Below are 18,959 nucleotides of genomic sequence, written 5' to 3'. Positions count from 1 at the left end.
CTGTCCCCCAAGTGCAGATACCTTGCAAAAGAATCTGTCCCCAATTACATGTCTCCAATTACAGGAGGGAGCCGGCACGGTAGTTCTTGAAGATGGGCTCGCCCTGCTCCTGGGTGGCATCGAGATCAAGGTCGGCCTGGATCTGGAAGTCGTTGTCGCTGTCTGCGTCGTGGAAGATTTGCGTGACGTGCCAGATGTGGTCGGACTGCTCCTCGCTCTCGTCTACGAGGAAGTACTTCGAGCTGTGGGCGTCGGCGTCGAGCAGCAGCTCGTCGTGGGCGGCGTGGAACTCCTCCAACACCTCGCGCCACTTGCGCTCGCCCATGCCCCAGGGCTGGTCCAGGTCTCCGAGCGTGGGTATCTCCTCCGCGCGGAACAGCCGCACACGGCGCCACAGGGCGTTGCGCACGAGCACCGTAAGGCCGTGGCGGTCCTTGACGACGGCCTCCTTCGCGGTGGGCGGCAGGTCCTCGGGCACCTCGCCGGCCGCCTCCCAGGCGTCCACGAGGCTGGAGTCCGTGGTGCGGACGATGAAGCCGAGCCAGGCCACGATGTCATCGAGGCTCTCGGAGCGCTTGTCGGTGGGGATGGTGCGGTCCAGCACGCGCCAGGCGTCGGAGAGGTAACGCAGCAGCGTCCCCTCGGAGCGGGCGAGCTTGTAGTGCTGGATATAGGTCTTGAAGTCCGCGGCAGTCTCGAGCATGTCGCGCAGGACGGACTTGGGGCGGAGGCAGTAGTCGCGCGCCCAGGGGACCTTCTCGCAGTACGTGCCAAACGCGGCGTCGAGCTCGTCCTCGAGCGGCCTGGGATACGTGATCTCCTGCAACTTGTCCATGCGCTCGTCGTAGTCGATGCCCTCGGCCTTCATCTCCGCGAGGGCGCGTCCGCGCGCCTCGCGCTCCTGGGCGCGGAGCACCTGGTAGGGATCCTCGAGCGTGGCCTCCACCATGGAGATGAGGTCCATGTCGTAGGTGTCGCTCTCCGGGTCCAGCAGCTCCAGCGCCGCGAGCAGGAAGGGCGAGAGCGGCTGGTCCAGCGCGAAGTCATCGGGAAGGTCGACGGTGAGGCTGTACGTGGCGGGCGAGGCGAAGGGCGAGGTCGCAGCGGTGGGCAGTGTCTCGGCAAGCTCGGGCGAGATGGCGTCGACGGCATCGGGGAAGTCCTCGCGCACGATGACGCCGGCGTCGATGAGGGTGGCGAAGATCTCGTCGGCACGCGCCACGAGGGCCACCTTCTCGGCGTCTGTCTGGAGGGAGTCCGCGATAAGGCGCATGACGCGGCCGCGGGCGTCGCCTCCCTGCTCGGTCTCGGCGAGAATCATCGAGTTGGTGATGCGCAGGCGCGGCACGAGCGTCTCGGGCGGGGCCACCGTGAGCTTCTCGAAGGTGTCCTTGTTCCAACCCACGAAGCCCTCGGGCGGGCGCTTCTTCTTGACCTTGCGCTGCTTCTTGACGTCGCCGCCGGCCTTGAGCAGGGCCTTTGCATACTCGATGTCATGCTCGGGAGCCTCGGCGATGACGCGCCCCTCGGTGTCGAAGCCGGCACGCCCCGCGCGGCCCGCAATCTGGTGAAACTCGCGCGAGCGCAGGCGGCGCTGGCGGTGGCCGTCGTACTTGGTGAGCGCCGTGAGCAGCACGGTGTGGATGGGCACGTTGATGCCCACGCCCAGGGTGTCGGTGCCGCAGATGACGGGCAACAGGCCCTGCTGGGCAAGCTTCTCCACCAGCAGGCGGTAGCGCGGCAGCATGCCCGCGTGGTGCACGCCCACACCGCAGCCAAGCAGGCGCTGGAGGGTCTTGCCGAAGGCCGTGGTGAAGCGGGTGCCCTTGCAGGCCTCCTTCACAGCGTCGCGCTGCTCCTTGGTGGCCACGCCGTAGCTCGCGAGGCTCTGTGCCGTGTTGAGGGCGGCATCCTGCGCAAAGTGCACGATGTAGATGGGGGCATCGCCGTCGCGCAGGGCCAGCTCGACCGTGCCCTCGAGGGCGGTGTCCACGTATTGGTAGGTGAGGGGCACGGGACGCTCGGCGTCCTTGACCTCGTCCACCGCGCGTCCGGTCTGCCGTTCGAGGGCGGCGGAGATGGCGCCCGTGTCGCCCAGCGTGGCGCTCATGAGGAGGAACTGCGTGTGGGGGAGGGCCAGCAGGGGCACCTGCCAGGCCCAGCCACGGTCGGCCTCGCCAAAGAAGTGGAACTCGTCCATGGCCACGGCGGCCACGTCGCTGGCGGCGCCCTCGCGCAGGGCCTGGTTGGCGAGGATTTCCTCCGTGCAGCAGATGACGGGCGCCTGCGTGTTGATGCGCGTGTCGCCGGTGATCATGCCCACGTTGTCGCGCCCCAGCACCTCCACAAGGTCAAAGAACTTTTCGGACACGAGGGCCTTGATGGGTGCGGTGTAGTAGGCGCGCTTGTGCTGACAGATGGTGAGGTAGGCAAGGCCCAGGGCCACCATGGACTTGCCGGAGCCCGTGGGCGTGCCAAGGATTACGTGGTCGCCCGCGGCAAGGTCGAGCAGGGCCTCTTCCTGGTGGGGCCAAAGCTCCATGCCGCGGCCCGCGCACCAGTCCAGGTAGCGCTCGAGGGCGACGTCTGGGTCGAGGGGCGGCTCGGGCTCGTAGTCGGGCCATTCCTCGGGGTCGAACCAGAGGTCTGGCACGAGCTCGCCGAGCGAGCCGGGCACGGTGGGGTCTGTGGTTGCTGCGTTGTCTGCCGTCTCTGCCATGTGCGTCCCGTTTGTCGTGGTGAGGTTGCATCTGACCAATCATATCGCGCCCGCGCCGTGGCATCGCGAGGCGCTAGCCGAGGAAGCTCACGAGGTTGTGGGCGCAGATGAGGGCGATGAGCGCGAGGGCGAAGAGGTAGAGCCGGTTTCGCGCGGCGTCCTCGATGACGCCCGAGAGGGTCATGCCGCCGAGCGACCCGGCGATGGCGGCCGCAATCATGCCAGCGAGGTCGGCGGGCGAAAAGCCGGGGATGGTGCCCGCCGCCAGCATGGAGACAAGCCCCGCCGTCTGGGAGAAGGCGATGATGAGTAGCGAGGCCTGCGAGGCGGCAAGCGTGTCCATATCGAGGAAGAAGACGAGGAGTACGAGGTTGAACGGCCCTCCGCCGATGCCGAGGAACGACCAGACGGCGCCCGAGAGGACGCCGAGCGCAGCGCGGGCGGGCATGCCTCCGAGCCGGGGGTGCGGAAGCCGGTCCTTCTCGAGGGTGTAGAAGATCGAGAGCGCCGTGAGCGCGAGGAGCAGACCCGCCTGGGCGCCACCCACGAGGGCCGGGTTGTCAAGCTGGTGGGAGACGGCCGTGAACAGGGCCTTGCCAAGCGCGCCGCCACAGGCGGAGCCGAGGCAGATGGGCAGCATGGTATGCATGTCTACCTGCAGCGTATTGGCGCGAACCCGGCGCGCGACGGTAAAGGCGGCCATGGCGAGCACGGTGATGCCAGACAGGAAGCTCGCGGCGTTCACGCCCATGAGCCCCAGCGCGTCGATGGCGGGCTTGATGATGACGCCGCCGCCGATGCCGCAGGTGGGGCCCAGGACGCAGGCGAGAAAGCAGACGGCGATGAGCAGGGCATAGGAGATCATGTGCGCCTCGGGTGGGCGGGCGCCCGATGGCGCCCGCGGTGGTGAAAACGTTCTCGCCCAGTGTATGACGCTGCGCGCCCAGCCGTGTCAGGCGCGCGTAAGCGGGACGGCCGGGTGTGCACGTGATTGCGGACGAGAGCTCCATCGGCCGGTCCAGGACGAGCGCCTAGCCGCAGCCCTCCTACAGGTAGCGCCCGGTGACGCTCTCGGGATTCTCGGCAATCTGCTTGGGCGTGCCCGTTGCCACAATGCGCCCGCCGTGCTCCCCGCCGCCGGGCCCGAGGTCAATCACGTAGTCTGCCGCGTGGATGACGTCCAGGTCGTGCTCGATGACCACGATGGTGGCTCCGCGTGAGACGAGCCCGTCGAACACGCCGGGCAGCGTCTGCACGTCGAGCGGATGCAGGCCGATGGTGGGCTCGTCGAACACGAAGACCGTATCGTCCTGGGCGCGTCCCATCTCGCTCGCGAGCTTGAGGCGCTGCGCCTCGCCGCCGGAGAGCGCAGGCGTGGCCTCACCCAGCGTGAGGTAGCCAAGCCCCAGGCTGCTCAGGGTCTGGAGCCTGGTCTGGACGCGCTTGAGGCCCAGCGTTGCCTCGATGGCCTCGTCCACGCTCATGGCCATGAGCTGCGGGAGCGAGAGGGCGCTGCCGTCCTTGCTTGTGCGCCTGATGGCGCTTGCGAAGGCCGCGTAGCGCGAGCCCCTGCAGCTTGGGCAGGGGATGTCTACGTCTGGGAGGAACTGCACGTCGAGCGATATCTGTCCCGTGCCGTCGCAGGTGGGGCAGCGCAGCTTGCCGGTGTTGTAGGAGAAGTCGCCAGCCTTGTACCCGGCCTGCTTGGCATCCTCCGTGCGCGCGAAGGCGCGACGAAGCTCGTCGTGGACGCCGGCGTAGGTTGCCACCGTGCTGCGCACGTTGATGCCGATGGGCGAGGAGTCGATGAGCTCGGCGCGCCGTATGCCCTCGGCTTCGACGCCGCACACGTGCGCGGGCGGCGGCGTGCCTGCCGCCGCGGCGTTGAGGGCCGGGATGAGGCTCTCGAGCACGAGCGTGGTCTTTCCGGAGCCCGAGACGCCGGTCACCACGACGAGCCTGCCGCGCGGGATGTCGACCGACAGGGGCTTCACGGTGTGGATGGCGTTTGTCTCAAGGTGAATGCGCCCCAGGTCAAACGGGTCGAATTCGCACGCGACCTCGGGCGTTGAATCGGCGCCTGCCGGGTGCGTGGAGAGGTCTCGGCTGCTTTCCGTGCCGGCGAGGGCGTCTCTCCCGCGTCCCGCATTGGCGAGGAAAGGCGCGATGCGGCTCTTGGGGTCATGCGAGACCTCGTCCACCGTGCCCTCGGCGATGACGCGGCCGCCGCCCGCGCCGGCAACCGGGCCCATCTCCACGAGCCAGTCGGCCTCGGCGAGGATGCGGGTGTCGTGGTCCACCATCACCACGGAGTTGCCGTCGGCGAGGAGGTCGCGCATGACGCCGAGCAGCCCGTCGATGTTGGCGGGATGCAGGCCGATGCTGGGCTCGTCGAGCACATAGAGCACGCCGGTGGTGCGGTTGCGCACGGAGCGCGCGAGCTGCACGCGCTGCCGCTCGCCGGTGGAGAGGGTGGCGCCCGCGCGGTCGAGCGAGAGGTAGCCGAGGCCCAGCTCGAGCAGGCGTCGTGCCGTGTCGGCAAAGCTCTCGCAGATGCGCACGGCCATGGGTCGCATGTCCTCGGGTAGGGTCTCGGACACGCCGGTCACCCACTCGGAGAGGTCGTCGAGGGTCATCTCGCACGCCTGGGCGAGGTTGATGCCGCGGACCCTCGGTGCCCGTGCGGCTGCTGAGAGGCGGGTGCCTCCGCAGTCTGGGCAGGGGCCCTCCTTGAGGAAGCGCGCCACGCGCTTGAGGCCCTTCTCGTCCTTGACCTTGGCGAGGGCGTTCTCCACCGAGTAGACTGCGTTGTAGTAGGTGAAGTCGAGCTCGGCGAAGTCGTCCGAGGACTTGGCCCGGTAGAGGATGTGCCTCTTGACGGCGGGGCCGTGGAAGACGATGTCGCGCTCCTCGGGCGTGAGCTCGCAGAACGGGACGTTGGTGCGAACGCCCATGGCCGCGCACACCTGTTTCATGAGGTCCCACATGAGACTGCCCCAGGGCTTGACGGCGCCGTCGTCGATCGAGATGGACTCGTCGGGCACGAGCGAGGCCTCGTCCACCACGCGCTGCACGCCGGTGCCTCCGCAGGTGGGACAGGCGCCGCCGCTGTTGAAGGCGAGGTCCTCGGCGCCGGGGCCATAGAAGGTCTCTCCGCAGGAGGTGCAGGTGATGGGCTGCTCGGCGGCTACGGCGAGGGTGGGCGGCACATGGGCGCCGCAGTGCGGGCAGGCGTGGGACCCGCAGCGGCTGAACAGCAGGCGCAGGCTGTTGAGCAGCTCGGACATCGTGCCAAAGGTGGAGCGCACGCCTGGCACGGCGGGGCGCTGGTGCAGGGCGAGGGCGGCGGGCACGTAGCGAACGTCGTCCACCTGGGCGCGACCCGCCTGCGTGAGGCGTCGGCGCGTGTAGGTGGAGAGTGCCTCGAGGTAGCGGCGCGATCCCTCGGCATAGAGGACGCCCAGGGCGAGCGAGCTCTTGCCCGAGCCCGACACGCCGGCGATGCCCACGAGCTTGCCGAGCGGGATGTCCAGGTCCACGTTCTTGAGGTTGTGTACGCGCGCGCCGCGGATCTCGATGTGCGTGGGGGTGGGTTGCGCGGAATTGCCGCCCGCGTGCCGGACCATCTGTGCCATGGGGCTCCCTTCTTCGCCGGTCATGGTACCGCTCGAGACGCCTTGCCCGCGGCGGTTCCGGTCGCTGCGGCCGGCGTTTTCCATGCGCGTCCTCCGCATAATACGCAGCCCGGGCGCGCGGAGGGCCTGCGCGCCCGGGCTGTCCTCACTGCGTGCTTTTTTTGTTTTGGGCTATTACACGGGCGCGAGTTTTCGTGCTAGCGTACCCGCTCGCTGCAACGGTTCGCAGCCCATAACGTCAAGAAAGGACGCCTGCCTGTGCCTACCAACAAGCGCGAGAGCCTCATTTTCACCTTCATCATGTGCTTCCTGATGGTCCTCTGGATGTCGATTTACAACATCGCCCGAATGGAGGGTCACATCGGCCTGGATGTCCTGGCTCAGGCTTGGATGGGTATGCCGCCCGCGTACATCTTCGCGATGCTTTGCGACTGGTTCGTTGCCTCTCCTCTTGCGAAGGGCTTTGCGTTCAAGCACCTCGTGACTCCGGGCAAGAGCTCGCCTGTGGCCATGACGCTGGCCGTGAGCAGCTGCATGGTGGTGCCGATGGTGGTCATCATGTCGCTCTATGGCTGCCTTGAGGCCGGCCTGCACATGCCGGGCGGCATCGCGGCGCTCCTGCCGAGCCTGCTGCCGATGTGGCTCACCAACATCTGCTTCAACTTCATCATGGCCCTGCCGTGGAACCTGCTTATCGCCGGTCCCATCGCTCGCCTGGTCTTCCGTCGCGCGTTCCCGATGGGCACGGTGCTCGCAGCTCCGCTGGACGCCGAGTAGGGTACAGACGGGCTGCTGCCTGGGCTGTTGGGGCCTGCGGGCAAGACGTCGGAGGCGCCTTGCCCGCAGGCGTTCGCCCGGCTTCAGCCCAAAGATAGAACCAAGCCACGAGAAGAAGGCGGCGATGGGGTTCGTCGAACCCGTCTGCGCCTCGCTTGTCTCAGATGCGGTTGTCGCCGAATTGGCGGTGGCCGCATCTGCGTCCGCGGAGTCCGGCACCCTTGCCCTCGCGCGTCCCTCCCTACAGAAGGGGAACGATGGAGCCCACGTACCAGGCCGTCAGCGGCATGACGAAGATCATGGCGGGCAGCATGTCGGCCATGGGGAAGTTCTTGATCTGCGTAATGCGGAAGCCCGTGGCAAGCATGAGGATGCCGCCCGTGGCCTTGAAGTTGGCGATCATGCCCGCGTCCGTGAGCGGCAGGATGACGCCTGCGAGGGCGTAGAGCACAAGCAGCACCGCCAGCTGCAGCACGGCAACGAGCGGCAGCATGATGCCGAGGTCGCAGGCAAAGATCATCGCCGTGAAGAAGTCCAGCACCGCCTTGGTGACAAGGATTGAGGGGTCTCCGGAGAGGCCCTCCTGCATGGCGCCGTAGATGCCGGTGCCCGAGGCGCAGAACAGCACGACGGCCGCCACGTAGCGGGCCATCCACTCGTCCTGGGCGACGCCCGCGACGCCGTCGGACCTCAAAAGCGCGTTGAGGGGGCCGCGCAGCTTGCCGGCGGCCTTGGCGATGGCGCGCTCCCAGTGCATGGCGCAGCCCACCCCTGCGCCCAGGATGATGGAGAGCACGAGCGGTGCGAGCGCGGAGAGGCCCGCGATCTGCGAGACGCCCATGGCCATGGAGCAGAGGCCAAACATGAGGTTGAGCGTTGCCCGCAGCTCCTTGGGCACAAAGCGGCCGAGGCCCACACCAAGCAGACCTCCCACGAGTACGGCGCTTGCGTTGATGAGGACTCCCGTTGGCATGGCTACTTTCCGTCTGATGCTGGCTTCGTTCCGAGTGTCTTGGAGTGAAGAGCATAGACGAACATGGCCACCACCAGCAAAAGCGAGGTGGAGAAGGCCGCCGTAAGGCCGTCGGCAAAGCTGGGGAGCACCGTGGCGTAGACGCCAAAGACGGCCACGCCCAGGGCGCCTCCCACCTGGCGCATCGTGTTGAACGCGGCGCTGGCGATGCCGCCCTGGTCTGTGCGCGCGCTCCTCAGCACGAGGGCGGAGAGTGCCGGCGTGCCGATGGCGCCGCCAAAGCCCACGACGATGGTGCCGGCTGCCACGTGCGCGAGCGTGATGTCCCGCGAGCCTACGATGAGGACGGCGAAGCCCGCGAGCATGCAGCTGAAGCCCACGAGCAGGGCGTAGCGGAACCCCTTGCCGCCGATGAGGCGGTCGCTCATGAGGTTGCCGATGACGCCGGTGAAGGCGCACGGCACGAAGGCCATGCCGCTGACGAAGGGGGAGAGGCCCAGGTGCTGCTGGAGGGCGAGCGTGCTGATGAACACGAGGCCGTTCCAGTTGAGAATTATCGAGAAGCCGCCGAGCATCGCCATGCGCATGTCGCGCGAGTCAAAGAGGGAGAGGGGCATCATCGGGTACCTGGCGCGGGACTGGGACCAGATGAAGGCCGCGCAGGACGCGACGCCCACGGCGAGCAGGATGGCCGGGAAGCCGAGGAAGCCTTCGGAGCCGCCCTCGATGATGCCGCCCACGAAGCAGCCGAGGCCCACGATGGCGAGCGCCTGGCCCAGGAAGTCGAACGGCACGCGCGTGCAGGGCGAGGGCTTGAGCCTGGGGACGAGGACGAGGATGGCGAGGCAGAACGGGATGTTGATGAGGAAGGTGAGGCTCCAGTGGATGGGCACGAGGATGCCACCGAGGATGGGGCCCACCGCCGTGGCGACCGAGCCCCCGATGCCCCAGAACGCAAGGGCCTTGGAGCGGCTGGGGCCGTCGGGGTAGCCCTCCTTGATGAGGGCCATGCTCGAGGGGAGCACGAGGGCGGCTCCGATGCCCAGCAGCGCGCGCCCCAGCACGAGCGTCACGATGTTGAGCGCCGTGCCGCAGACGAGCGATGCCGCGCAGAACAAGGCCATGCCCAGGCCAAAGATGCGCTTGGAGCCATGACGGTCCGAGAGGTTACCGGCGAGGAGCAGAAGCGTGGCAAAGGGCAGCGTGTAGCCGTCGACCACCCACTGTTGGGCCGCCATGCCGCCGCCGAGCTCGGCCTCGATGGTGGGGAGTGCAACGTTGGTGATGAACGTGTCCATGCAGACGATGAACATGGCCACCGAGGCCAGAAGCCCCGGGATGGCGCTGTGGTGCTCGTGCGTTGGCTGCTTGGGTGCGGTGGCCTCAATGCTCTCGCTCATACTGAGAACCCTTCTAATCTGGAGTACGGCGAGAAGAATAGACCCGTTTCTCGGCCAACAGCACCAGAATGGCCATGGAAGGTTCGAATACCTCGTATGCGAGGCGCGCCCCACTTGCCCTTGTCTACTTGAGCGAGCGCTCCCAGAGGCGGCCGAGGGCGCTGAGGGCCATGACGATGACGTAGTAGATGATTGCCGCAATGAAGAACGGCTCGAAGGCGCGGTAGGTGAAGGCCTGGATGCTCTCGGCCGCGCGCATGAGGTCCATGAGGCCGATGACCGAGACGAGCGCCGAGCTCTTGAGCACGGTGATGACCTCGTTGACGAGCGCCGGCACCACGGAGCGCAGGGCCTGCGGGATGATGATGTGCAGCATCGTGGGTGCGTAGGGCACGCTGAGCGCTCGGGCGGCGTCCGCCTGTCCGGGGTCCACGCCCTCGATGCCGCCGCGGAGCGTCTCGGACACCGTGGCGGAGCCGTTGAGGCCCAGCGTGAGCACGCCGGCGGCAAACATCGAGATCTTGTAGCCCGTGAGCTGCGGAGTTGCGAAGTAGGCCATGAACAGCAGCACGATAAGGGGCACGCCTCTAAAGATGGAGGTGTAGAAGCCCAGCACGAGGCGCAGGGGACGGCAGGGAAGCACCTTGAGCACGGCGATGGCGGCGCCCAGCGCAAACGCCAACACGAGCGAGCCGGCCGTCACCTTGAGGGTAACGGCCAAGCCTCCCCAGAACATCGAGAGGTAGGGCGCTATGAGCTGGAAGTTCAGCGACATCTGGCCTCGATTCGAGGGCGGGCCGGTCGGGTGTTGTCCCGGGCCGGCCCGCAGTGGTCGTGCTGTTGGGTGGGGCTATTGTCCCGCGCTTTCAGAAAAGTTGGAAAAGGGTCTGTCCCCTATCCAACATTACTCGGCGCTGGCGGCCTCGGCGGCCTTGTCGCCCCAGACGAAGCTCTCGTTCGTCCACTTGGCGATGAACTGGTCCATGGTGCCGTCGGCGATCATCTCGCCCACGCACTTGTTGAACGCCGGGATGAAGGCGGCGCCCTTCTTGGCCATGATGCGGTAGACGCTCACGTACTGGTCCGTCTCCTCCGCCGGCAGCAGCCCCAGCACGGTCTCGGGATTGGCCTGCTGCATGGCGAGGCCCTCGGCGCCGTCGCAGATATAGACGTCGACGCGGCCGGCGAGCACCTCCTGCAGGCACTGGTCGCCGCCGTCGAAGGTTGTGAACTCGTTGTCGGGCAGGGCGGAGGTGATGAACTTGTTCTGCACGGTGCCCGTGGTGCAGGTGAGCTTCTTGCCCTTGAGGGCGTCGAGGCTCTCGAGCGCATTGCCGCCCTTGGAGAGCGCGCCCACGAGCGGCTGATAGTAGCCGCGCGTGAAGTCGAAGGTCTGCTTGCGCTCGTCGTTGGCGCTCATCGGCATGGTGAAGGCGTCGTTGCTGCCCTGTACGGATGCGAGGGTGGCGGCAAAGTCCTGCGCCTCGAAGGTGTAGGCAAAGCCGAGGCGCTTGGCCATCTCGTCTACGACGTCGATGTCGAGGCCCGCGAGCTTCTGGCTGCCGTCTGCCTGCGGCTGCAGGGAGCGGAACGGCGCGAAGGCATCGTCGCCAACGAAGGTGAGATGGAGGCCCGTGATGTCGGTGGCGGCAGCCGTGGTGGCCGCCTCGGTGGTGGCGGCGTCACTCGCCTGGGAGTTGCCGCAGGCGGTGAGGGCAAGCGGGGTGGCGATGGCGCCAAGGCCCATAAGGGCGAGGAAGTTGCGGCGCGTGAGGCCGGTGGTGTGCGAGACAGTGTGCTGAGAGTTGCTCATGCTGAACCCTTCCTTGTAGCGGAGCCCAACATCATAGCGTAGGCGGGCGCCGGGGACGCGGCGAGCTTATCCTGTTAGCGAGCGCTAACGCAGGCGGGCCCCGCACGGCATGCGGGGTGCCGGGAGGGGGAATCCGATGGCTCTCATAAACGTGTTGGTTGCCGCGCTGGTCTTCTATATTGCATGCCGGACGGCGCTGTGCTGGAGCGCAACGGGCGTGGCCCGGGAGCACCTGGGACGCATGGCCCTTAAGACGGCGCACCTTGGCTGCGGGGAGATGACCTACCTCGACGAGTCCACAGGGGACCGCCCACGCTCCGAGGTGGTGGCGGGGGAGAGCCCCGAGCTGGTGCCCCTGCTTTCCATCCACGGCACCTTTGGCGGGGCAGACCGGGGGCTGGATGCCTGCCGCGACTTTGGGCCGGGCTTCCGGGTGATTGCGCCCTCGCGGTTTGGCTATCTGGGGAGCGACGTTGCCGGCGAGGGCACGCCTGCCGATCAAGCCCGGGCCTATGTGGAGCTTCTAGATGAGCTTGGCGTCGAGCGCGCCTTCGTGGTGGCAACCTCTGGGGGCGCCGCGTCTGCCCTGCGACTCGCCCTCGACCATCCGGAGCGCGTGAGGGGACTCATCCTGCGCTCCGCGCTGATGCCGCCTGCCGGGGTGCCCTCAAAGGCTCCCTCGGGCGTGCGTCTGCCGGCGCCGCTGCTGACGGACCTGGGCCTCTACCTCGTGGCGCCGCTTTTGGCCGCGGTGACGGGGCTGCCCATGTCCGCGGCCGACCGCATGCTGCCTGTGGCGGAGCGCCGGCGCGGCGTGGAGCTTGACCTCTCGGTCACCGATGTGGACATGGCTCGCAACTACGACAGCTATCAGCTCGAGGGGCTGTCGGTGCCGGCGCTCATGCTCAGGGCGAGGGGCGACAAGATGACGAGCGGGGCAGACGCCGATGCAGCTGCCGACCGGATTCCCGGCTGCGAGCTCGTGCAGTTCGAGACCGGCGGGCACGCGCTCGTGGGGCATTCGGACGAGATCCGCGCCAAGGTGCGCGCCTTCGTGCGGAGCGCGTCGTAGAGAGCGAGGACTGCCGCTCACCTCGGTAAAGACTCGCGTGACGCGACCCGTGCCCTTGTGGGCGGGGTTCTGCGCGATATGCCCGTCGCCCGGTCGATAGGGCGACGCTGGTGCCCCCTTCGAGTCATGCATAGGAACAAACTATGCATGAACATCCACAAAGGGTATTTCCCGTTGGCTCACCAACCCGGTAGGCTGGTCCTCGTCAAACAAGCACCCGCAGTGCGGGGACCTGAGCCCCGCGCCTCAAACGATGGGAGACCCCCTATGAGCACCCTGCACTCGCCCTTCCGCTACGACTACGTTGGCAGCTTCCTGCGCCCGGACGTCCTCAAGCAGGCCCGCGCTGACCACGAGGCCGGCGTCATCGACGCGGCCCAGCTGTGCGTCGTCGAGGACGAGGCCATCCGCGACCTCGTGGCCAAGCAGAAGGCCGCCGGCTATCAGGTCATCACCGACGGCGAGTTCCGCCGCAGCTACTGGCACCTCGACTTCATGTGGGGGCTGCAGGGCATCGAGCACGTCGAACTCGATCACGGCTACTTCTTCCACGGCGAGGAGACCACGCACGGCTCCGCCGAGGTCTCCGGCAAGATCTCTGGCGAGAACCACCCGTTCGTGGAGGACTACAAGTTCGTGCATGCCCTCGAGGAGGACGGCGTCGTTGCCAAGCAGACCATCCCGGCGCCTGCGCAGACGCTCTGCGAGCTCTTCCGCGACGAGGATCACATCCGTAAGACGGAGGCCGTCTACCCCAACCTCGATGACCTGCTCGAGGACCTGGGCGCCGCCTACCGTACCGTGATTCGCGACCTCTACGACGCCGGTTGCCGCAACATCCAGCTCGACGACTGCACCTGGGGCATGATCGTGGACGAGGGCTACTGGAAGTCTCGCTCCGTGGGAGACGTGACCGTGGAGGACGAGGCCGCCAAGTACCTCAAGGTCAACAACCTCGCCCTCCAGGACCTGCCCGAGGACCTCGTGGTGACCACGCACGTCTGCCGCGGCAACTACCACTCCGCCTATGCCGGCAGTGGCCCCTACGACAAGGTGGCCCCCTTCCTCTTTGCCAAGGAGAACGTGGGCGCGTTCTATCTCGAGTTCGACGACGAGCGCTCCGGTGGCTTTGCGCCGCTTGCTGAGGTTGCCGCGGGCAAGAAGGTTGTGCTTGGTCTCATCACGAGCAAGTTCCCCGAGCTCGAGGACAAGGCCACCGTCATCGCGCGCATCCACGAGGCTGCCAAGTACGTGCCGCTGGAGAACCTCTGCCTCTCCCCGCAGTGCGGCTTCGCGAGCTGCGAGATTGGCAACAAGCTCACCGAGGAGCAGCAGTGGGCCAAGCTTGCCCTTGTCAAGGAGATTGCCGAGGAGGTTTGGGGCAAGTAGCCCCGGCTTTGGCTCGAGTGCCTCCTCCTTGGGGCGTCCCCACACCCGGTATGGTTGGCAAGTAGCCCTGGCTTTGGCTCGAGTGCCTCCTGGCTGAATTGGATCGAGCGGCCCTGGCTTTGAGCCAGATGGCTCAGGCTTTGGGGCAGTCCGGCTACGAGGCGCGTGGCCTCCGCCGCCGGGCGGACGGTTCCCAAGCTATTCGTCTAAGCAAAAGGGACCCGGACGATTGTCCGGGTCCCTGTGCGTTTGAGCTTCGGGTGTGGTGCGTTTGGGCGTTTGAGTGTGCCGGAGCATGCTATCAAACGCTTTCCGTGCTTCCAAGGCTTGCAATCGGAGCCCTGGTATGTATTGGTATGTCGTTGCAGCGTAGGGGCGTAAGGGCATTTTTCGGGCAGTCGCATGGCGGGCGCTGGGCAAGTGCGCCTCTCTTGGGCTGGGCTTGCCCCTGGTCACTCGGCCTTGGTCGCCACACTCCCCACAAACGGGTGCGCGAGGTAGATGCTGCCAAGGAGCAGCGCGCACGCGAGCCAGGAGGCTGGCTCGGTGAAGCTTGCGGCCACATAGCCGTGGAGCGGAGTGACGAACAGCGAGCTCACAACCTTGAACGCAAGCTCGAGGCCGCTCGAGAAGAGCGGCGCGATCTTGTGGCCCATGGCCTGCATGGCCATCCGCAGGCACAGCAGCACGCCAAGCGCCGGGAAGAACACGAAGTTGATGCGCAGGTTCATGACCGCGTTTGCCAGGACGTCCGCATCGGTGGTGGCCGTGAGCAGCGCGATCATCTCCCGGCCGCATAGGAACACGAGCGCAGCGGCGATGAGGCCCCATGCCACCTCGACGAACAGGGACTTCCTGAGCGCGCTTCGGATGCGGCCCGGCTCTCTCGCGCCCCAGTTCTGTCCCACGAACACGGAGACGGCGTTGGACACGGTGTTGAGCGGCATCATGAGCACCATCACCACGCGCTGGGCACTGGCCTGGGCGGTGATGACGGCGTTGCCCAGGGCGTTGATGGCACGCTGCAGCACGAGCGAGCCCACGGCGTAGATGCAGTTCATCGCCGCCATGGAGATGCCCGTGGTGAACATCTCGAGGTAGAGCTTCCGATCCCAGGCAAAGTTGGCGCGCTTGGGCAGGAGGTCTTGGTAGTGCTTCCAGATGTAGCGGGCACAGAGGGCCGAGGCACAGGCCTGCCCCAGGACGCTCGTGAGTGCCGAGACCGCGATGCCAAAGCCCAGGCCCGCGATGAGGATGAGGTCGGCTACGAGGTTGATGAGGCACGATGCGAGCAGGAACCAGAGCGGGACGGTGCTGTTGCCCACGGCGCGGAGGAATCCCGCCAGCATGTTGAAGGCAAGCGTGGTGCAGAGGCCCGCGCAGGTGATGAAGATGTAGATAAAGGCCTGGTCGTAAATCTCTGCCGGCGTGTTGAGGAAGTCGAGCGCCGGGTGGAGCAGGGCGAGCGAGAGCGCCGTGAGCAGCACGGTGCCGATGGCGTTGAGCACGAGCATCGCCGCCACCGAGGAGCGGAGCCGCTCGCGGTCGTGGGAGCCAAAGCATTGCGACACGACGATTCCGTGGCCGCCATTGAGGCCCCACGAGAAGTTCAGCAGCAGTGAGTAGAACGAGCTTGTGGCACCGATGGCGGCAATGGCGGAGTCGCCCAGGTTATACCCCGTGATCATCATGTCGCCGATGTTGTAGACCTGCTGCAGCAGGTTGCTAAAGAACAGCGGCACGGCAAAGGCAAGGATGTGCCTGACGGGGCTGCCGGTAGTCATGTCTTTGGTAAGCGTCTTCATGGGATTCAGTCTAGCGGCCTCGGGGCCCTCGCGAGCGGCAGGCCCCGGCCCTCGGGCCTCCGCCTGCGCGCCGGGCGTGCGCAGCGTCCGATCTTCGGGCCAACCTGCTCCGCCGTGCGGCCTCGTTAGATCTCAAACTCTGCGAAGTCTCGATGCGGCGGTTGCGTGCCCGCGGGTCCAGACGATGAAGGTAGTCCTGCGGAAGGGGTGCCGGCGGCGTGGCCTCCTGTCGCGACGGGACTTCCGGGCGTCTCTGTCGTGGGGGTTGTGCCGCCCTCTCCTGCGAGGACGCTCTCCATGCTGGTGCCGGGGTTCTGGTAGAGGATGTCGAGCAGCTCCACAAAGTCGCGGATGACCTCGCGGGGCGTGAGGTGCGTGTCCGCGCCCACGCGGCCGTACTCGATTTGGAGGAACCTCACGAGGTCGTTCGTGTCGAGCGCGCGCTCGTAGCCAAAGTAGCCGGCGTGAATCTGCGCCAGCTTCTCGATGAGGACGAGCAGCTCCTCGTAGGTGAGGGGATTGAGCTTGATGACGGGTGCCAGCATGTCAGAGAGTCCCTCGCGGGCGAAGCGGCCCTCTGCCAGGCGGCTGCGTAGGGCCTCGTAGGAGTACACGCCGCGCCTACGGTCCTCGATGGACTGTGGCGTGCCGCCCATGACGATGCCTAGGTGGTGCGCCTTGCCCTGGAGGGTGTCGTTGTACATGGTGAGAATCTTCTCGTAGTTGTACTGGCGCGTGATGGCGTTGGGAATCTTGAAGAGGTTCACGAGCTCGTCGATGAGCACGAGCAGGCCCTCGTAGCCGGCACCGGTGAGGAACTGGGCGAGAAGCTTGAGGTAGTCGTACCAGTCGTCATCCGTGATGATGACGTTGATGCCCAGCTCGGCCTTGGCCTCGGTCTTGGTGCGGAATTCGCCGCGCAGCCAGCGCAGCGCCGCGCTCTTGCGCTCCTCGTCCTCGTCTGAGTCCATGAGGCTGGCGGCCCGGTATGCCTTGAGCACGCGCACGAAGTCGAAGCCGTGCACCATCTCCTCGAGCGCCGAAAACTGGGCGTTCAGGGCCTCCGCCTCTTGCGCCGAAGCCGTTGCATCGCCGGGCGCCGCGGCGGGGATGCTGGCAACCCAGCGATCAAGCACGAGCTGGAGCGATCCGCCCTCTGGGCGCGTCTTGGTTGAGAGGTTGCGGATGAGCTCGCGGTAGGTGGCGAGGCCCTCGCCGTGGCGGCCCTGGAGGCGCCGTTCGGGGGAGAGGTCCGCGTCTGCCACCACGAAGCCCTTGCCCATGGCATGCGTACGGATTGTCTGGAGCAGGAAGCTCTTGCCGGCGCCGAAGCGGCCAACGAGGAAGCGGAAGCTCGCGCCTCCGTTGGCGATGAGGTCCAGGTCATGAAGGAGGGCGGCGATCTCCGTCTCTCGGCCAACCGTGATGTAGGGCAGGCCGATGCGCGGCACGACGCCGCCCTTGAGCGAGTTGATGATGACCGCGGCGATGCGCTTGGGCACGCGCGGGCTGGTGCTGTCACCCATGGATGGCTCCCCTCACGTCTTCCAGGTAGTCCTCGATGATAGTCGGCTTTCCGGACAAATCGAACTCGAGGGCGGTGTCGCCCAGGAGTTCGAAAAGCTTCTCGTTGATGCCGTCCACAAGCATGTCCAGCGACGTGCCCGCGGGCGGGGTGTAGGGCGTGCCTTCCAGCAGGGCCTCCACGAGGGCGAGCTCCGGTGCCGTGAGACTCATGGGAGAGCCCGTCTCCGCCTGCGGGCACGCACTTGCCACGATAGCTGGCGCTGTTGTGGCACTTACCGACACGGCCCCGCCTGGCGCAGCGGCGCTGCTGGGTGAGATGGCCGGCGCGGCGAGCGTGCCGAGGTCCTCGGATACGGCTGCTCCGCCAGGCCTCCCTGCCTGGGCGGAGGTAGGCCCTGGCTCGTTGGTCATGGTCTCCGTGCGGGCGTCGGGCTCCGCGGCTTGGCCTTGTGCCAGGGGCGCGGGCGCCTCATCCTCGCGTTCCTCGTCCACGAGCAGGGCCTCACGCGTTGTGCTTGCCGCGGCGCGAATGCCTGCCAGCTGCGAGAGGTCCACGTGGATGGTTAGGGCCTCGCGCTCGCGCTCCCAGGCGAGGCGGGCGGCGATCTCGTCGTCGATGATCTTGGCCAGGTACTTGGGAACCTGCTTCTCCGCCAGTGGGTGGGGATACCCGATGGCGTCGCGAAGCCGCTGGTCCACGGCGCGCAGCACGGCTCCCAACTTGGCGTTGCGATCATGGCTACCGTGGTAGCCCTCCCAATACCAGCGCCCGCGAGCGCAGGTGTAGCGGTTGACCTCGTCCAGCTCGTAGACGGCATCCGGGTGTGGCTCGTTGGGCCAGAACACGGCCGAGGCAAACATCTCGTGCGGCATGGCGAGCGGGCTTCCAAAGAGGCTCTCCATCAGGCCGGCCTTGCGGTGCCGGTCGTAGTGGAGGGAGAGCCGCACGAGGGTTGCGCAGCACACGTGCCGCAGGGTCTCCGGCCGCGTCTGGTAGAGCCGGCTCACGCGCGGGCGGTAGCTCGAGAGGGCGTCGAGCGAGGAAAAGAGCTCCTCCTCGACGGGGTTGTCCGCCCCGTTCGATGCCTTGCGGCCACGCTTGCCCGTGCGGGGCGAGGCGGTGCGGGTGGGCGAGGGATCCGGGGCGATGAGGTTCAGCGGCGTGGCGAGGGGCCTGGCCTCGCCTCCGTTCCAGCCGGCGAGCCCGTTGCGCATGGCTATGAGCGCGCGGTCGAACTCGAGGTTCACGTAGGGTTCGATGAGTGCGCGATCCAGGTTATGCCACACCGCGTAGTCGCGCAGCCATGTGCGTACGTAGCGGTCGATACGCGGCTCGTACTCGCGGTATGCCCACCAGAAGCGCTCGATGGCCCGAAACCCCTCCGCACCCGGTGTGGCGCCGACGCCACACAGCAGCTCATAGAGATGCACGAAGACAAAGGAGAGCGAGGTTCTCCATATGTCGCCCCGGCGCACGGCGGCGCGCCACGTGAAGTAACCGCGCAGCTGGCGGTCGCTCATTGCCTGGTAGGTGGGGAAGTAGTGCTCAAAGGTGCCGTGGTAGACCACGTCGTCCGTATAGTCTTCCATAAACTGCGCCTGCCGCAGAAACACGAGGGCCTCCGGCTTGGTGCGAGACTCGGGGGAGGTGGCTATCCTGCGCATCTCGCGAATCTGCTCTGGCAGGTAGGTGGCCATCTGGGACCCGCGGCGGATGATTGGCTCGTCCGTGAAGGTGCGCCCGGCAAAGGCGCGGTTGGCCTGTGCGCGGGGGCTGGCCAAGATGCGATCGATGATGCTCTGGACATCCTCAGACATGGCCGCCTCCCCGCGCCTCCCGTGGCCGTTC

The 18,959-nt window shown here is 66.9% G+C and carries 13 protein-coding genes; 3 read left to right on the top strand and 10 right to left on the bottom strand.

The window, feature by feature from the left end; genetic code table 11:
• Window positions 1-58: 58 nt before the first annotated feature.
• The 3 genes from EFAMC2_RS06440 to EFAMC2_RS06430 form a co-directional block, all read right to left on the bottom strand.
• Window positions 59-2,719, bottom strand: a complete 2,661-nt coding sequence (locus EFAMC2_RS06440; RefSeq protein ID WP_154028014.1) for a DEAD/DEAH box helicase — start codon at window positions 2,717-2,719, stop codon at window positions 59-61.
• A gap of 73 nt (window positions 2,720-2,792) precedes the next feature.
• Window positions 2,793-3,584 carry a sulfite exporter TauE/SafE family protein gene (locus EFAMC2_RS06435; RefSeq protein ID WP_154028013.1) on the bottom strand — a complete coding sequence of 264 codons (792 nt, stop codon included), beginning with the start codon at window positions 3,582-3,584 and terminating at the stop codon, window positions 2,793-2,795.
• A 181-nt stretch (window positions 3,585-3,765) separates the two neighbouring features.
• Window positions 3,766-6,354 carry an excinuclease ABC subunit UvrA gene (locus EFAMC2_RS06430; protein WP_261980156.1) on the bottom strand — a complete coding sequence of 863 codons (2,589 nt, stop codon included), beginning with the start codon at window positions 6,352-6,354 and terminating at the stop codon, window positions 3,766-3,768.
• A 258-nt stretch (window positions 6,355-6,612) separates the two neighbouring features.
• Between EFAMC2_RS06430 and EFAMC2_RS06425 the strand changes: the two genes are divergently transcribed.
• Complete coding sequence (locus EFAMC2_RS06425) at window positions 6,613-7,131, top strand: DUF2798 domain-containing protein (protein ID WP_154028012.1); 519 nt, start codon at window positions 6,613-6,615, stop codon at window positions 7,129-7,131.
• 241 nt (window positions 7,132-7,372) lie between these two features.
• On the opposite strand, the gene EFAMC2_RS06420 is transcribed toward EFAMC2_RS06425, so the two are convergent.
• From EFAMC2_RS06420 to EFAMC2_RS06405, 4 genes are all read right to left on the bottom strand, one after another.
• Window positions 7,373-8,104 carry a DUF554 domain-containing protein gene (locus EFAMC2_RS06420; protein WP_154028011.1) on the bottom strand — a complete coding sequence of 244 codons (732 nt, stop codon included), beginning with the start codon at window positions 8,102-8,104 and terminating at the stop codon, window positions 7,373-7,375.
• A gap of 2 nt (window positions 8,105-8,106) precedes the next feature.
• Window positions 8,107-9,504: an MFS transporter gene (locus tag EFAMC2_RS06415; RefSeq protein ID WP_261980155.1), complete on the bottom strand. Its 1,398-nt coding sequence runs from the start codon at window positions 9,502-9,504 to the stop codon at window positions 8,107-8,109.
• Window positions 9,505-9,628: 124 nt separating this feature from the next.
• Window positions 9,629-10,279 (bottom strand): amino acid ABC transporter permease, encoded by a 651-nt coding sequence (locus EFAMC2_RS06410; protein WP_154028010.1) that lies wholly within the window; start codon window positions 10,277-10,279, stop codon window positions 9,629-9,631.
• Window positions 10,280-10,408: 129 nt separating this feature from the next.
• On the bottom strand, window positions 10,409-11,317 hold the full coding sequence (locus EFAMC2_RS06405) for a substrate-binding periplasmic protein (protein WP_154028009.1): 909 nt from the start codon (window positions 11,315-11,317) through the stop codon (window positions 10,409-10,411).
• 136 nt (window positions 11,318-11,453) lie between these two features.
• Here EFAMC2_RS06405 and EFAMC2_RS06400 point away from each other — a divergent pair, with 136 nt between their 5' ends.
• Both EFAMC2_RS06400 and EFAMC2_RS06395 read left to right on the top strand, forming a co-directional pair.
• Entirely contained in the window at window positions 11,454-12,389 is a 936-nt protein-coding gene (locus EFAMC2_RS06400) for an alpha/beta fold hydrolase (protein ID WP_187325197.1), read from the top strand.
• 267 nt (window positions 12,390-12,656) lie between these two features.
• Window positions 12,657-13,778, top strand: coding sequence for a 5-methyltetrahydropteroyltriglutamate--homocysteine S-methyltransferase (locus EFAMC2_RS06395; RefSeq protein ID WP_154028007.1), 1,122 nt, complete (start codon window positions 12,657-12,659; stop codon window positions 13,776-13,778).
• 452 nt (window positions 13,779-14,230) lie between these two features.
• Here the strand turns inward: EFAMC2_RS06395 and EFAMC2_RS06390 are convergent, their stop codons facing one another.
• The 3 genes from EFAMC2_RS06390 to EFAMC2_RS06380 all read right to left on the bottom strand — a co-directional run bounded on the left by EFAMC2_RS06390 (window position 14,231) and on the right by EFAMC2_RS06380 (window position 18,928).
• The gene (locus tag EFAMC2_RS06390) at window positions 14,231-15,583 is read right to left on the bottom strand and encodes an MATE family efflux transporter (RefSeq protein WP_154028006.1); all 1,353 of its coding nucleotides are present in this window, start codon (window positions 15,581-15,583) and stop codon (window positions 14,231-14,233) included.
• Between the two features lie 125 nt (window positions 15,584-15,708).
• A complete protein-coding gene (locus tag EFAMC2_RS06385) occupies window positions 15,709-17,109 on the bottom strand; it encodes an ATP-binding protein (protein ID WP_154028005.1) in 1,401 nt (466 codons plus the stop codon).
• Window positions 17,102-18,928, bottom strand: coding sequence for a TerB N-terminal domain-containing protein (locus EFAMC2_RS06380; RefSeq protein WP_187325196.1), 1,827 nt, complete (start codon window positions 18,926-18,928; stop codon window positions 17,102-17,104). The genes EFAMC2_RS06385 and EFAMC2_RS06380 overlap by 8 nt, the downstream gene beginning before the upstream one ends.
• Between the last annotated feature and the right edge of the window lie 31 nt (window positions 18,929-18,959).

This window comes from Olsenella uli, assembly GCF_901212655.1.
Taxonomy (GTDB): domain Bacteria; phylum Actinomycetota; class Coriobacteriia; order Coriobacteriales; family Atopobiaceae; genus Parolsenella; species Parolsenella uli_A.
This window is presented reverse-complemented; position numbering and strand designations above follow the sequence as displayed.

Coding starts and splice junctions, on each gene's coding strand:
- EFAMC2_RS06440 (WP_154028014.1), bottom strand. CDS start 2,719: ATGGCAGAGACGGCAGACAACGCAGCAACCACAGACCCCACCGTGCCC.
- EFAMC2_RS06435 (WP_154028013.1), bottom strand. CDS start 3,584: ATGATCTCCTATGCCCTGCTCATCGCCGTCTGCTTTCTCGCCTGCGTC.
- EFAMC2_RS06430 (WP_261980156.1), bottom strand. CDS start 6,354: ATGGCACAGATGGTCCGGCACGCGGGCGGCAATTCCGCGCAACCCACC.
- EFAMC2_RS06420 (WP_154028011.1), bottom strand. CDS start 8,104: ATGCCAACGGGAGTCCTCATCAACGCAAGCGCCGTACTCGTGGGAGGT.
- EFAMC2_RS06415 (WP_261980155.1), bottom strand. CDS start 9,504: ATGAGCGAGAGCATTGAGGCCACCGCACCCAAGCAGCCAACGCACGAG.
- EFAMC2_RS06410 (WP_154028010.1), bottom strand. CDS start 10,279: ATGTCGCTGAACTTCCAGCTCATAGCGCCCTACCTCTCGATGTTCTGG.
- EFAMC2_RS06405 (WP_154028009.1), bottom strand. CDS start 11,317: ATGAGCAACTCTCAGCACACTGTCTCGCACACCACCGGCCTCACGCGC.
- EFAMC2_RS06400 (WP_187325197.1), top strand. CDS start 11,454: ATGGCTCTCATAAACGTGTTGGTTGCCGCGCTGGTCTTCTATATTGCA.
- EFAMC2_RS06395 (WP_154028007.1), top strand. CDS start 12,657: ATGAGCACCCTGCACTCGCCCTTCCGCTACGACTACGTTGGCAGCTTC.
- EFAMC2_RS06390 (WP_154028006.1), bottom strand. CDS start 15,583: ATGAAGACGCTTACCAAAGACATGACTACCGGCAGCCCCGTCAGGCAC.
- EFAMC2_RS06385 (WP_154028005.1), bottom strand. CDS start 17,109: ATGGGTGACAGCACCAGCCCGCGCGTGCCCAAGCGCATCGCCGCGGTC.
- EFAMC2_RS06380 (WP_187325196.1), bottom strand. CDS start 18,928: ATGTCTGAGGATGTCCAGAGCATCATCGATCGCATCTTGGCCAGCCCC.